Source organism: Spartinivicinus marinus (genome assembly GCF_026309355.1).
GTDB lineage: Bacteria > Pseudomonadota > Gammaproteobacteria > Pseudomonadales > Zooshikellaceae > Spartinivicinus > Spartinivicinus marinus.
Genome location: NZ_JAPJZK010000001.1, coordinates 3,936,072 through 3,950,229, shown reverse-complemented (window position 1 = coordinate 3,950,229; position 14,158 = coordinate 3,936,072). Strand labels below are relative to the sequence as shown.

The following is a 14,158-nucleotide window of genomic DNA, read 5'->3' as shown; positions in this document are numbered from 1 at the left end:
GAAAAAGCGCTGATAAGAAGAGAGTAGATAATATTTCCCTACAAATTTCATGCAATCATAGATATAAAGGAACAGGTTTATCGCTAATCTTGTCTACAGTAATAGAAAGAAATGCAGGTGTTATTACCGTTAGTACTGCACCATCTGTTTTAGCCAGCACACGCTTAAACCTGTTAAACCAATTTAAGGAAAAATTGATACGGACATACGACTTCATTTCACTACACTGCAGGCATTCTCTTGTAGTCTGGTGAAATATCCAGGCTAAAACAGTTGAAGTGTATTTATACGACGCTATTGTGAGACACCACCTTCATTTCAAATCAAGATCATAGCGTATCCATTCAAGATACTTTAGAGTTGGGCAATTCGCTTTGTTGCCATTGCCAGGCAAGTGGCCAAGTATTGTTACCAGGTATTGCAAATAGATGAATAACTACTTTCGCGTCAAACACTTTCTTGCCTCAGGGCTGATTATCAGCTTATTTGGCTGCTCAGGTATTAAACCACAAAATAACACCAATAATCAGGCAACCGTTGAGCCTGCTACTGAAGCCACCACCCCCATTAGCAAGGATACCCTCTTTGCACTCCTCGTAGCAGAAGTGGCTGCTAATCGCGGCCAATTAGATATCACTCTAGGCAATTACCTTCGTGAAGCACATAAAACACAAGACCCTGGCGTGGCAGAGCGTGCCTATCAAATTTCCCAATACTTAGGAGAGTCTCGCGGTGCGCTAATTGCGTCAACTATTTGGGCTAATAATGATCCAGACAACTCCCAAGCGATTCAAGCCAATGCCATTGAGCTTGGTAAAGCAGGTCAGCTCAATGCTGCAGCAGAGCGAATGAGAGAGCTACTGGAGAAAAACGGTGGTGAAACTAAATTTGATATTCTCGCTATCAACGCTATTAACTTAACCCAGGATGACCGCGACAAGCTGCTGGCCACCTATGACACCATTGCAAAAGAATACCCTAATAACCTAGAAATAAAATTTGGCCAAGCAACACTGCTTCACCAAAGTGAGCGCCATGAAGAAGCCCTGCCATTAACCAACCAAGTTATTGCCAAGCAACCTAATTATACTAGAGCGCTTATCCTTAAAGGTCGGCTGTTATCTGCTTTAAAAAAAGACCAGCAGGCACTTGATTTTCTTGAGAAGCAAATTAAAAAACATCCAGATAATCGCCGTATTAGATTACTTTATGCTCGTTTATTAATTCAGGCCAATCAGCTCACCAAAGCTAAACAACAGTTTGAGTATTTGGTTTCTCAAACACCTGATGATGATACGTTACTCTATTCACTCAGCATTATTAGCTTTGAAAGCAAACTCTACGATCAAGCAAAGCGTTACTTTCAAAAGCTATTAGCTACTAATAAACGTAATGACGTTGCTCACTACTACTTAGGCGCTATTGCTGAACAACAAAATACCCCTCAGGCAGCCATTCACCATTTTGAGCAAATCAAACCTGGCCAGTATTTATTTGATGCATTTAAAAGGATAGCATTACTCCTAACTAAACAAGGTGAGTCCGCGGAGGCAAGAAAGCGTCTTAAAGCTGCTCGTCAAGCCTACCCAAAGTTCGCGCCAGAGCTATACATTATTGAATCTGAAGTGCTAGCTCAGCAAAAGCGATATAAAGATGCTCGGAAGCTGCTAAATCAAGCACTCAAAAAGCATAAATCTCATACTCGCCTACTTTATGCCAGAGCAATGATTTCAGAAAAACTCAATCAAATTGACAAGCTGGAAAAAGACCTACGGAAAATTATATCTGTCCAACCCAACCATGCATTAGCATTAAATGCGCTTGGGTATACCCTGGCTGACCGCACTAATCGCTACCAAGAGGCCAAAGAGCTTATTACCAAAGCTTACCAGCTGACACCCAATGATCCTGCTGTAGTGGATAGCATGGGCTGGATTGAGTTCAAATTGGGAAATTTAGAGGATGCGATTAAATTCCTCAGGCAAGCATATCAAGCATTTCCAGACCATGAAGTAGCTGCTCATTTAGGCGAAGTATTATGGACCAGTGGCAAGCAAGAGGAGGCGCTCAGCATTTGGAACGAAGCACTCAAGGAACAGCCTTCCAGTGAAATCATCAAAAAAACAATGCGCCGGTTAACAGGCAAGCCTTGACATTTGTGTGATCCCTTGCAGACTTATCGCCAAGCACTGCAAGGGCCGTATTAGTTTGAACAACTCGCCCTCTATCGCATCATAAAACTTATCGCAATGAATACAGTGAAGATTTTGTGAATAAAAGAACCCTTATTTTCTTAATCAGTTTTTTATGGTTACCAGGTTGTAGCTGGTTACCCCAAATCCCTGACCCTTTTGCTGATAAACCCCCTGTAGTAAAAGATCAGGCAGCCAGCTGGAAGCAGCACTTGGCTTTTATTAAAGGCATGAAAAACTGGCACCTTAACGGAAAACTGGGTATCCGAACCCCAGAAGACTCCAACAGCGCTTATATTGACTGGCAACAACAGCACAATAGATTCACGATTGTACTTTCAGGCCCTCTAGGCCAAAGTATCGCCAAACTCAATGGCGAGCCTGGCCATGTTGAACTCAACACTGCCGATCATGGCCGTTATTTTGCCAATACACCAGAGCAGTTAATGCGTAATGAGCTTGGCTGGAACCTTCCCGTTTCCAACCTTAAATTCTGGGTAAGAGGCATTCCTGCACCACAAGGCAACCAAACCATCAGCCTTAACCCACAAGGATTGCTTGCCAAACTTCAGCAAGCTAATTGGACGATTCATTACGACCGTTACCAGCAAGTAGGCGACACCTGGATGCCTGGCAAAGTGCGCTTTTTTAGTAAGCAGTTAAAGTTAACTTTTGTAATTAAAGACTGGCAACTGTCGCAATGAGCTCTGAATTAAATAAGATTCAACTGCCCTCACCAGGCAAGCTTAATTTATTTTTACATATCACTGACAGGCGAGCAGATGGCTACCACCAGCTGCAAACATTATTTCAGTTTATTGAGTTAGCCGATGAGCTAACCTTTTCACTCCGTACAGACGCAAAAATTCAGCTGACAAGTGATCTGCCTTTTAAAGCTGAAGATAACCTGGTCTATAAAGCAGCTGCTACTCTGCAACAAGCCGCTCAAATCAGCCAGGGAATAGATATTCTGTTGGATAAAAAATTACCCATTGGTGGTGGCGTGGGTGGTGGCAGTTCTAATGCTGCAACCACTTTATTAGCACTAAATAAGCTGTGGCAACTAAACTGGTCATTATCTCAACTAGCTGAATTAGGTATCACTCTTGGTGCTGATGTGCCTATTTTTATTCATGGTTTTGCTGCCTGGGCAGAGGGCATTGGTGAAAAGTTAACCCCAGTTACACCAAAGGAGCTTTGGTATTTGTTACTGGCACCTGACTGTCATGTCAGCACCGCAAAAATTTTTAATCACCCAAACCTGCCAAGAAGCACGGCTCCTGTTACCTTCGAGGATTTTTTAGCTAATCGGTGCCATAATGATTGTGAATTTTTAGTAAGAAATTTATATCCTGGGGTTGATAAATGTTTTCAATTTCTGAATAATCTCGGCCCCGTAAGGATGACAGGCACAGGTGCGTGTTTATTTGTACCTTTTGATTGTCATTCAGATGCAGCGAAAGCTTTTGCTCAATTACCTAATGGTATGCAAGGCTTTATTACTAAGGGTAGCAACCAGTCAATGTTACATCGATGCTTGCAAAGCCTCTCGAAATAGCATATAAAACGCACCCATCCAATCGTATGCAATTGGGGTGTCGCCAAGCGGTAAGGCAACGGGTTTTGATCCCGTCATGCGCAGGTTCGAATCCTGCCACCCCAGCCATTAAATTTCACATTCCTCAAAAAACCGTCCAAACTCATCCAAGCCCTCAAAAAAAGGTAATTACCGTGTCCAAGATGATGGTGTTCGCGGGTAACTCCAACCCGGGTCTCGTACAAAAGGTTGTTGACCATCTGAATATCCCTATGGGTAGTGCTTATGTTGGTCGATTCAGTGATGGCGAAGTGGCTGTAGAAATTAATGAAAACGTGCGAGGTAAAGACGTTTTTATTATTCAATCTACTTGCGCCCCTACCAATGACAATCTGATGGAGCTGATAGTCATGGCTGATGCCCTGCGCCGCTCATCAGCACAACGAATCACAGCTGTAGTGCCCTACTTTGGCTACGCACGACAAGATCGTCGGCCACGCTCTTCTCGGGTGCCGATTAGCGCTAAGGTAGTTGCTGATATGATGGCTGCTGTTGGTATTGACCGAGTATTGACTGCTGACTTACACGCAGACCAAATTCAAGGCTTCTTTGATATTCCTGTTGATAACATCTATGGCTCTCCTATTTTGCTAGATGATATTGAAAGTCAGCGTTATGAGAATACGATGGTGGTTTCTCCTGATATTGGTGGCGTAGTAAGAGCCCGTGCCGTAGCCAAACGCCTCAATGCTGATTTGGCCATTATCGACAAGCGTCGCCCAGCAGCCAATCAGGCTGAAGTGATGAACATCATTGGTGATGTTGAAGAACGTACCTGCATTCTGGTTGATGACATGGTTGATACTGCTGGCACCTTATGCCAAGCCGCTAAAGTACTTAAAGAGCGCGGCGCTTCTAAAGTATACGCCTACTGTGTTCACCCGGTTTTATCTGGCCGCGCCTTGGAAAATATTAACCATTCTGAGCTGGACGAACTAGTTGTTACTAACACTATCCCATTAAGTGATGCCAGCAGAAATTGCCCTAAAATTCGCCAGCTGGATATGTCACCACTGATTGCAGAGTCGGTTCGACGGATTTCTAATGAGGAATCAATCAGCGCTATCTTTCGTTAAGCCTTCAAAAAACCTCAAGAAAAATAGACACTCAAAAAACGGTCACTTTGACCGTTTTTTTATAAATGCTTAACTTGTCTTTGCAGACAGTAGCTAAAAAATGCGCTATGATCCGCGCCTGCTTAATACAAGCATTTTTTCAACCACAACCCTTAACTGCTTGGTCGCAAAGTAGCTTAGGGTTTATTAGGAGATTCACATGTCTAACGAATTTACTTTAGTTGCAGAAAAGCGTACCGACATAGGGAAAGGTGCGAGCCGCCGCCTACGTCGTGAAGCTGGCAAAGCTCCAGCCGTTATTTACGGTGCTGAAAAAGCGCCAGAAAGCATTACAATTCTGCAAAAAGATATCTTAAAAGCGCTCGAGAACGAAGCTTTCTACTCTCATATTCTGACGCTTGATGTTGCAGGCGAGAAGCATGAAGTTATCTTAAAAGACCTTCAACGCCACCCAGCGAAAGACATTATTTTACACGCTGACTTCTTACGTGTTACTGCTGATCACAAACTAACCACCCATGTACCTTTACACTTCATTAATGAAGATAAGTGTGCTGGCGTTAAGAAAGGCGGAGCTATTACTCACAACGCAATTGAAGTTGAAGTACGCTGTTTACCTGCTGACTTGCCAGAGTTTATTGAAGTTGACATGAGTGATGTTGACCTAGGCCAGATCCTTCACTTATCTGACATCAAACTACCTAAAGGTGTAGAGCTAGTTGAGCTGGCTCATGGTGAAAACCATGACTTAGCCATTGCTAACATTCAAACACCTCGTGGTGGTGCTGACGAAGAAGCCGAAGAAGGCGAAAGCGAAGCATAAGCCGTGGCGAAAGCAACACAAAGCGAGCCCATCCAGCTGGTTGTTGGATTGGGCAACCCTGGTGCTGAGTATGAAGATACTCGGCACAATGCAGGGGCAATGTTTGTTGAAATGCTAGCACGCCGCTATGGCGCCAGCCTCCGTTCTGACAAAAAGTTTTCAGGGGAGCTGGGACAGGTGACTATTGCCGGGCAAGCTATTCGATTATTGATTCCAACCACCTATATGAATCTCAGCGGCCAAGCGGTTGGAACACTGGCCAACTTTTATAAAATCCCTCCCCAAGCCATTCTGGTTGCCCACGACGAGCTTGATATTCCTCCTGGCACTGCACGCTATAAGCAAGGCGGTGGTCATGGTGGCCATAACGGGCTAAGAGATATCATTGCTAAACTTGGCAATTGTCGTGATTTTGCCCGCTTACGTATTGGAATTGGCCATCCAGGCCATAGTAAGCAAGTGGTTAATTACGTGCTTAGCAAGCCTCCTCAGACAGATCAGCAACTCATCGACGATGCTATTAATACGGCAATAGACACCATTCCTGAAGCCTTAACTGGCGCTTGGTCAGCAGCCGTTCAACAATTGCACTCGTTTAAAGCCAGCTAAAAAACAAACAGGTTTACACATTATGGGTTTCAAGTGCGGTATTGTTGGCTTGCCTAATGTTGGCAAATCCACTCTATTCAATGCATTAACCAAAGCCGGAATTGGCGCAGAAAACTTTCCTTTTTGCACCATTGAACCAAATGCCGGCGTAGTCCCTATGCCAGACCCCCGTCTCGATAAGCTAGCGGCTATCGTCAATCCACAGAAAGTAGTCGCCACTACCATGGAGTTTGTGGATATTGCCGGGTTAGTTGAAGGGGCTTCTAAGGGTGAAGGGTTAGGTAACCAGTTTCTTGCAAATATTCGAGAGACTGATGCGATTGCTCATGTGGTTCGTTGCTTTGAAGACAGCAATGTGGTCCATGTCAGCAGCCAGGTAAATCCTGCGGCCGATATTGATGTAATTAATACTGAGCTGGCATTGGCAGACCTAGAAAGCGTTGAAAAACAACTACAACGAGTTGCCCGGGTTGCCAAAAGTGGTGACAAAGAATCGATCAAACAAAAAGCTTTACTTGAAAAGCTGGTTCCTCACCTTAATGAAGGACATCCGGTTCGATCATTAGCACTCACTGATGACGAAAAAGCTGAAGTTAGGCAGTTTCATCTGCTAACAACAAAACCAGTGATGTATATTGCCAATGTGGATGAAGATGGTTTTGAAGACAACCCTCATTTGGACACCGTTAAATCAATTGCCGCTAATGAAGGGGCAGTAGTTGTTCCTATCTGCAACAAGCTAGAAGCGGAAATTGCCGAGCTTGAAGATGAAGAAAAGACTGAGTTTTTAGCTGACCTTGGCATGACTGAGGCTGGTCTTGATCGTGTGATTCGAGCGGGTTACCAGCTTTTAGGGCTACAAACCTATTTTACGGCCGGTGTTAAAGAGGTCAGAGCTTGGACTACTAAGGTAGGTGCTACAGCTCCACAATCCGCTGGTGTCATCCACACTGACTTTGAAAAAGGCTTTATTCGTGCAGAAGTCATTGGATATAACGACTATGTGGACTGCAATGGCGAGCAAGGAGCAAAAGAGGCAGGTAAATGGCGTTTAGAAGGGAAAGATTATATCGTTGCTGATGGCGATGTCATTCACTTCCGCTTTAATGTATAAAATTTTCAGGATAAAGGGTTGACAACAAAGGCCTAAATCCTGAAAATACGCCGCACTTCCTGGCTACGTAGCTCAGTTGGTTAGAGCACAGCATTCATAATGCTGGGGTCAGTGGTTCAAATCCACTCGTAGCTACCAGTTTACAAAGGAGTCAACTGACTCCTTTAATTTTCCTAATGGGGTGTCGCCAAGCGGTAAGGCAACGGGTTTTGATCCCGTCATGCGCAGGTTCGAATCCTGCCACCCCAGCCATTTTTAATCGTTTATTTTTTTATTCCTTCTCCAGCTTCTGTAAAAAAATCTTCGTTAATTAAATCATAATTTGTCTCATCAAAAGTATTTTCTTGATAGTCTGCTGACAATGTAACACCGCTATAATTCGCATAAGCATGAATTCCTACAAAGTATTCTACTTGCTTAGTTACTGCACTCACTTCACAGGTTTCATTATTACCATAGTAATATGGACGACAAGTGTATTTAGACAAACTGGGTTTACTGCCTACATTGACATACAAGTCACCATCACCTGTACCACCAGCTGTTTTAATGACTAAACTCTTAGCACCTGCAGGTACAGTAATTTTGTAGTATCTCCACTGCCCTTTATTAGCTCCCAAATTAGTAATAGGCTTACCTTTAACTAACACACCTACACCACTACTGTCGGATACTGTTACTCCTTTTTGCGCTTGATCCGTTAATCCATCATCGTCAGTTACTGCTAAAGTTGCTGTGTAGGTTCCTGCTTTCGCATATTTATGAGTAGGATTTGCTGCAGCCGAGGTATTACCATCACCAAAATTCCATTTGTAACGAGTGATATTGCCATCAGAGTCTTTACTGGTACTAACAAACTTAACCGTTAGCCCAGTAACTTGATAGTTAAACCCTGCAACCGGTGGTTTTTTAGTGGGCCCACCATTATCACCATCAGGCACCTTACCATCAAAATACTGAGAAACCTGCGGCCAGATTTTACTGATTTTTACCCCTTGATTAGGGCAGCCACCATAATGATGCAAACCAATTGCTTTATTTGTATCTGCCGCTAATACAGGTGATCCTGAACTACCACCAATGGTATCGCATAAATACCCCAAATCAGTCCCCTGCCCCCTACCATTGGCTGAAGGCACATCTACTCGACAACGGTTACCCGTATTTTTATCACTCTCTACCGCCAGCTCTTTCGGATTACCTGAACCATGCTGAGCAATATAAATTCTTTCTTGATTGACTGGCTCACTAATATCTAAACCGTAATAGCCAAAACTTTTTACTGCGCTGAAGTTATCAACCGTAAACAAGGTATAATCCAGGGTATAGTCGGTTTTCAACATTTGTTTTCCCGACACTTTGGTGGTAGTTGCCATACTCCCACCCCCACAACCTGTACGCTGATAATTAAACCAAACCTCAGATGCTGCTACTTTACTTTGCGTACTCATACAGTGGTTATTGGTAAATACCCGGTTATCTGAGCCCACTCGCCAAGCTGTACATAACGAGCCGCTCATCACCAGCCTGGCTACTGGCCGGGTTCGCTCATACTCAACAGGAAATGTATCTTTATAGCAGATAGCATCTTTTCGCTGGTTAGTGCCACAAGTTGAAAATGTACTATCGATCAATGACTCGATTACTGCTTGCGGAAAACCTTTTAAATAGGAACCAATAATTAATTTATGCTTCTGTTCATTCCAATTGTTTTGATCATCATTATTATGAAACTCAATAATCGCTGTATCGCCATTGACTGACATACTAGCCCATGTATTCTCTCCATCTTCACCAGCCTCAATATCAAAAGTAAAACTATCTCGATGATTATTACTGTAGTGGTAAACCTCCGTACCTTCTGGATTAGAAACTGTTACATAACTACCATCAGGAATATTAAAATGCTTGAAGTGAACTTTAATAAAGCTGGCATTAGGCTCCGTTATAACCAGCCTACCGCTCTCTGATATACTGCTATCAGACATCACATCTAACTGTGTAGCTACGCGATCTGCAATTATTATTGGAGAAGGATTAAAAAAAGTATCGTTGGTCTGTTGACTTGCTTCGACCTGCAGTAGCGAAGTAAAACCAATAACACCTACCGATACTGCACAGACAAGCTTTTTTTGATTAAGTATTTTCACAGTTATCCTCCATGATATCTCGCTTAGAGTGAAAAAAACGCATTTATAAATAGCGATCAACAAAATAACTGCCTAGTATTGCAATCCAACCAATTATAAATCGCCTTACCTAACACTCTTTTAGCTATACCCTAACATTAGGTATATTTTTCCTATTTGGCACAATTAAAAATATTCAGATAAAAGTACTATTACTTATATCCATACAACTTTTTCAACTTTATCTTTCACCTGATAAAGTATAGTGTGCTTACAATTAACAGGAGAATACTCATTGAGTATTTTTAGCTTTAAGCAGAAAAATAATATAGCTTTAAGCTACCAACCAATACACTAATAATATGGAAATTAATTTTGCGCCGACACCATTCGGGATATTTCTGGAAAAGTGGTCTTTTATAAATACCAATGTAATCAAGGAACGACCCTAGAACTGTGTTTTACCCAACCACTTTAGTACGACAATTCAAATGTAGTCACTATACTGGTATATGTTAAAGATTCTCTGAAAGTGTTTTTCGACAAAATACCAAGAGAAAAGCAGTCAATACATAAACTGTATCGAGACAAAAATAAGAGGATAAAAAAGCATAGCCAAAAGATTTGATTAGTGATCTCTTAACAAACCAATACCATTAACAGACCACCAAAACCCACTCCAAGCAATGACAACTTTATCAGTTGCTTAACCTATATTAGTGAGACCTTAGTAATACTTCCTGACTTTTTGCTAAGCGCCGCCTAAAACTCTGCATAGTACGACGGATTTTATGAAAGCCCGCCGTTTCTACTACTTGTGCATCAATTGGCTGGTATTCGACTACACCTATTTTATTTGGATCAAGATAGTCTGCTTGTAGTCGTTTCATTATTTAACCTCCTTAAATAGGATCTTTAATTCCCTACTTTCTTAGCAATAACACAGCCAACATGCACAAATAAATAGGGTAAGCCCTAACAATAATCCCTGTTAACATAAAATATTTTATTAATCAAGAAGATAGTATCTATTACAATTACTTGCTAAGTAATTACCTTCTGAAATATATAAATAATTAGCAGCTTACCAGAAAATAACCAACCTTTGTTGTATATTTGTTTGTTATTACATAGGATTGATAATTACTATTGGTCACTAGATGACATTTTTTTGAATTGTCAGTCAATTTCTTGCCGTTATTCACAAAGCACAACAATTTTATTTGCACTATTTACAACAATAGACTTATTGAGACTACCCCTCAGTACTGCTGTCTTATTCACCAGCAAACAGAATGATCTCTCTAATCCTAACCACTTTGCACACGATATAGATTATATTGTTATATCTATATTAGAATATGATCTACCAAACACCCTTGATAACCCAAGCCTTAACCACAACCCTACGACAATTACCGGCCCGTTGAGTACCACTACAGTTTATGCCTTTCAACAATAAGAAATCATCAGCCCAACATTCACACCAACAAGATCAGCTAACAAAGTACTTATCTCAACATGAGGGCTGTATGAGTCAATCACAACTGGAAGGTTTTATATTCGCTATTAGTTGCTGCCCAGATAGCCACATCGGCAATAGCTGGCAACATCAAGTACTACCAAAGGTACAGTTGCAAGATGCCTCATCAGTAAGCTGTCAACTAATTGGCATTCTAGATGACTTGTTTAGCCATACCCAGCAGCAAGTACTAGACTTAACCTATCAGCTCCCAATTAACTGTATTCCTGACGCTAACGCCATTAGTAACTTTTTACCCTCCTCATCTTTCCATCAATGGAGCCTTGGGTTTATGAGAGGATATTTATTGACCTATGAGCTTTGGCGAAGCTTTTTAACCGCTGAGGATCACCAAGATTTCAGTACAGCCGTTTTTATCTTAGGTTTTTTTGCTGATCAAACCATAGCTGAAGAAGTATGCCAAGAAAATAATTTAGGGAATTTTACTAAGTTTTGCTTACTATTACTGACTAAAATACCAGAAGCAATCGATACGGTTAATCGATTCAGCCTAGACTTACACCATGCAATAACTGCTATCGAAGCGCCTTCAGCCAGCAGAAACAGGTAACACTAATAGATGATACTAAAAACCATTAAATGGTTGTTAATTCTGTTAACTTTAATATTCAGCCTGATTTTAACTACTTGGCTAACAACACCTATTTGGCTAGTAAAACTGACTAACTATTTTATTGCCCCTTATGATTTACAAATCCATAGTCAGAAAATTACTACCCACTGGCCTTTTCAACTAAATATCAACAACCTTGATTTAATAAACACTAACAACCATGACAAACAACCGTTAATCCAAATTGAACAGCTCACACTATCGTTACACCTTTTACCAGATAGCCAGCTACCACTAGAAATAACAATATCAATGAATGACAGCACTCTTCAGCTAGAACAGCTGAAAGCGCTAAAGCCAACAGCTTCTGAAGATACGACTCTTACCTCCTGGTCTATCAATGATCTGCTTGGCATTCCCATTAGCTGGAAAATTAGTAACCTCACAATTGATCGCCGACAACATCCAACAGTATCATTATTTAGTTATTTAGAACAAAGTCAAACAGGCCCGCAATTCAAGCTACATTTAACACATAATGAGCAAACTTTTCTTACCATCAATACCCAGTGGCAAACCGATAATAACCAACTAATTAACGAAGTCAGCGTTATTCCTGCTGCATTAACATCACTACTAGACATAAGTGAGCCATTAACCTTTCTCACACCAGACAACAGCCAACTGACGGCAAATTTAAAGCTCAATTTACCTGAATCCTTTCGTACAGCAGATTTCTTAAACAAAAGCCAACTAAAACGAATCAGTGGCAATGGTACAATACAGTATCAAGCAACTTCGACAATGGGTGAAATTACAATTGACGCTAACTGGCAGCAACAGCAAGGCACTTTCACAGCTAAATTAATACCCCACATTCATTGGAATAATCCCTCAACAAACCTCCACAGCACATCAGCTCCTAATACTCAAACAAACGGAGCAAACAATGCCTCTAAGCCTCTACTCCTCCCTCCAAAAAAGATTACATTTTTCTGCCAATCGCCATTAGAAATTATCTATCAATTTAATCAACAGCAAGCCAATCTATCAGGAGAATGTCGTACAAATTTAACTCATCCTCAATACCAACTGCAATTGACTAGCCAACTAGAAAGTACTAATAAACTCACTCAGTGGCATGTCTACTCGAAACTACATGGCCAGTTAGCACCTGCAACTGAAAGCACAAATCAGTTTAACGGCCAGCTTAACGGTAATATACAACTAGCAGCTAATAGTATTAGCTTTCAATTAACAGATAGTGCCACTGCCTCGCTTACTACAGCAGAGTTTGAACCTTATGCTGCAAATGCAGTGCAACTGTTAATTAAACAATTATCAGCTGATATAACTGACTTAAATAAGCCTGACAGCAGTTTTAAATTGTCTACACTTTTTGATCTAACTCTTAACCAACCAACTCTGTTTAGCCAGCCAATAAGTCCAAAGATAACTAGCCAGCACCAAGTAAAAACTATAAACCAACTCACTGAATATCAAGGTAACTGGCAAATCGACCAGACAGCCACATTAACAAAGCAGCTACAATGGCAACTGGGAGAACAACAAGCAGCTATAAACTGGCAATTAAAAGTCAGTGATGCCGCACAGCTTGCCAACTATTTAGCTCCAATAATACCTAACTGGCCAACGTCGCTATCAATCCAAAGCGGCCAATTTAGCAACAGTTTCTCAGGTACAGTCCTATTTAATCCCCTGTTAATATCAGGCAAAATGTTATCTACATTAAATCAATTCAACCTACTGTATGAAAAAAACAACCTAAATAACATTAATGGAGAGTTACAGTTTCGAGTAAAAAACAACCATGTCACTTCAAGCAATTCACACCCTAACTCTCTTAAAGTAAAGCTCATTGATATAGGTATTCCTATTGAAACCATATCCACACAACTTAGATTTAATAGTAATCTAAGTCAGCCAGACCAAACTATAATCCAACTAAAACAACTTAAAGCCAATTTGCTTGGCGGTACCATTACAGCTCCTAGACTCAACTTGATACCTTTTTCAAACCAACAAATAACAATATCAGTAAAAGCGATTGATTTAGCCAAGTTAGTTGCTTTAGAGCAACAGCCTGCGGTTACAGCATCAGGTATAATTAACGGCAAGCTACCAATCAAAGTTGTTAATAATAAACCCAGTATCAACAATGGCACACTACAAGCTACAGGCGCTGGTTGGATTAAAGTAAACCAGCCATCTCTAACTGAAAGCTTATCGGCTTCAAATGAAAGCTTAAAACTCGCCCTTTCTGCTCTAGCAAACTTTCAGTATGATCGCCTTGAAAGTGATGTTGCATTGGCACCCAATGGCGACTTAGTACTATCCGTCAGCCTTGCCGGAAAAAACCCTGACTTTTACCAGGGAAAACGCATACACTTTAATTATAAACAGGAAGAAAATATCTATTTGTTGATTAAAAGCGTTCAATTAGGTCAATATATTGGCGAAAATGTTACAAAGAAACTCCAACGACCTTCCAAGGATTGATT

General features: G+C 41.2%; 11 protein-coding genes and 3 tRNA genes. 12 read left to right on the top strand and 2 right to left on the bottom strand.

Annotated elements, in window-relative coordinates; genetic code table 11:
* The first annotated feature begins 428 nt into the window (after window positions 1-428).
* The 10 genes from OQE68_RS18040 (at window position 429) to OQE68_RS17995 (ending at window position 7,663) form a co-directional block, all read left to right on the top strand.
* Complete coding sequence (locus tag OQE68_RS18040; RefSeq protein WP_180568249.1) at window positions 429-2,153, top strand: tetratricopeptide repeat protein; 1,725 nt, start codon at window positions 429-431, stop codon at window positions 2,151-2,153.
* Window positions 2,154-2,269: 116 nt separating this feature from the next.
* Entirely contained in the window at window positions 2,270-2,896 is a 627-nt protein-coding gene (gene lolB / locus OQE68_RS18035) for a lipoprotein insertase outer membrane protein LolB (protein WP_180568250.1), read from the top strand.
* Window positions 2,893-3,750 (top strand): 4-(cytidine 5'-diphospho)-2-C-methyl-D-erythritol kinase, encoded by an 858-nt coding sequence (gene ispE, locus OQE68_RS18030; protein ID WP_180568251.1) that lies wholly within the window; start codon window positions 2,893-2,895, stop codon window positions 3,748-3,750. The genes lolB and ispE overlap by 4 nt, the downstream gene beginning before the upstream one ends.
* Window positions 3,751-3,783: 33 nt before the next feature.
* Window positions 3,784-3,858: transfer RNA gene (locus OQE68_RS18025), tRNA-Gln, on the top strand.
* A 65-nt stretch (window positions 3,859-3,923) separates the two neighbouring features.
* Window positions 3,924-4,865, top strand: coding sequence for a ribose-phosphate pyrophosphokinase (locus OQE68_RS18020; RefSeq protein WP_180568252.1), 942 nt, complete (start codon window positions 3,924-3,926; stop codon window positions 4,863-4,865).
* Window positions 4,866-5,064: 199 nt separating this feature from the next.
* Entirely contained in the window at window positions 5,065-5,688 is a 624-nt protein-coding gene (locus OQE68_RS18015; RefSeq protein ID WP_180568253.1) for a 50S ribosomal protein L25/general stress protein Ctc, read from the top strand.
* Between the two features lie 30 nt (window positions 5,689-5,718).
* The gene (pth, locus tag OQE68_RS18010) at window positions 5,719-6,297 is read left to right on the top strand and encodes an aminoacyl-tRNA hydrolase (protein WP_434801425.1); all 579 of its coding nucleotides are present in this window, start codon (window positions 5,719-5,721) and stop codon (window positions 6,295-6,297) included.
* A gap of 22 nt (window positions 6,298-6,319) precedes the next feature.
* Window positions 6,320-7,411: a redox-regulated ATPase YchF gene (gene ychF / locus OQE68_RS18005; RefSeq protein WP_180568255.1), complete on the top strand. Its 1,092-nt coding sequence runs from the start codon at window positions 6,320-6,322 to the stop codon at window positions 7,409-7,411.
* Between the two features lie 61 nt (window positions 7,412-7,472).
* Window positions 7,473-7,549, top strand: a tRNA-Met gene (locus tag OQE68_RS18000).
* Window positions 7,550-7,588: 39 nt separating this feature from the next.
* Window positions 7,589-7,663: transfer RNA gene (locus OQE68_RS17995), tRNA-Gln, on the top strand.
* A gap of 11 nt (window positions 7,664-7,674) precedes the next feature.
* Here the strand turns inward: OQE68_RS17995 and OQE68_RS30570 are convergent.
* Both OQE68_RS30570 and OQE68_RS17975 read right to left on the bottom strand, forming a co-directional pair.
* Complete coding sequence (locus OQE68_RS30570; RefSeq protein ID WP_180568256.1) at window positions 7,675-9,561, bottom strand: PKD domain-containing protein; 1,887 nt, start codon at window positions 9,559-9,561, stop codon at window positions 7,675-7,677.
* Window positions 9,562-10,256: 695 nt separating this feature from the next.
* Window positions 10,257-10,430: a hypothetical protein gene (locus OQE68_RS17975; RefSeq protein WP_180568257.1), complete on the bottom strand. Its 174-nt coding sequence runs from the start codon at window positions 10,428-10,430 to the stop codon at window positions 10,257-10,259.
* A 555-nt stretch (window positions 10,431-10,985) separates the two neighbouring features.
* Between OQE68_RS17975 and OQE68_RS17970 the strand changes: the two genes are divergently transcribed.
* Together OQE68_RS17970 and OQE68_RS17965 are read left to right on the top strand one after the other, a co-directional pair.
* Window positions 10,986-11,633: a UPF0149 family protein gene (locus tag OQE68_RS17970; RefSeq protein ID WP_255490841.1), complete on the top strand. Its 648-nt coding sequence runs from the start codon at window positions 10,986-10,988 to the stop codon at window positions 11,631-11,633.
* A 9-nt stretch (window positions 11,634-11,642) separates the two neighbouring features.
* On the top strand, window positions 11,643-14,156 hold the full coding sequence (locus tag OQE68_RS17965) for an intermembrane phospholipid transport YdbH family protein (RefSeq protein WP_180568259.1): 2,514 nt from the start codon (window positions 11,643-11,645) through the stop codon (window positions 14,154-14,156).
* Window positions 14,157-14,158: the final 2 nt, after the last annotated feature.

What these genes read in the sequence shown, in the direction of transcription:
- OQE68_RS18040 (WP_180568249.1), top strand. Translation starts at nt 429, where the DNA reads ATGAATAACTACTTTCGCGTCAAACACTTTCTTGCCTCAGGGCTGATT.
- ispE (WP_180568251.1), top strand. Translation starts at nt 2,893, where the DNA reads ATGAGCTCTGAATTAAATAAGATTCAACTGCCCTCACCAGGCAAGCTT.
- OQE68_RS18015 (WP_180568253.1), top strand. Translation starts at nt 5,065, where the DNA reads ATGTCTAACGAATTTACTTTAGTTGCAGAAAAGCGTACCGACATAGGG.
- ychF (WP_180568255.1), top strand. Translation starts at nt 6,320, where the DNA reads ATGGGTTTCAAGTGCGGTATTGTTGGCTTGCCTAATGTTGGCAAATCC.
- OQE68_RS17975 (WP_180568257.1), bottom strand. Translation starts at nt 10,430, where the DNA reads ATGAAACGACTACAAGCAGACTATCTTGATCCAAATAAAATAGGTGTA.
- OQE68_RS17970 (WP_255490841.1), top strand. Translation starts at nt 10,986, where the DNA reads ATGCCTTTCAACAATAAGAAATCATCAGCCCAACATTCACACCAACAA.
- OQE68_RS17965 (WP_180568259.1), top strand. Translation starts at nt 11,643, where the DNA reads ATGATACTAAAAACCATTAAATGGTTGTTAATTCTGTTAACTTTAATA.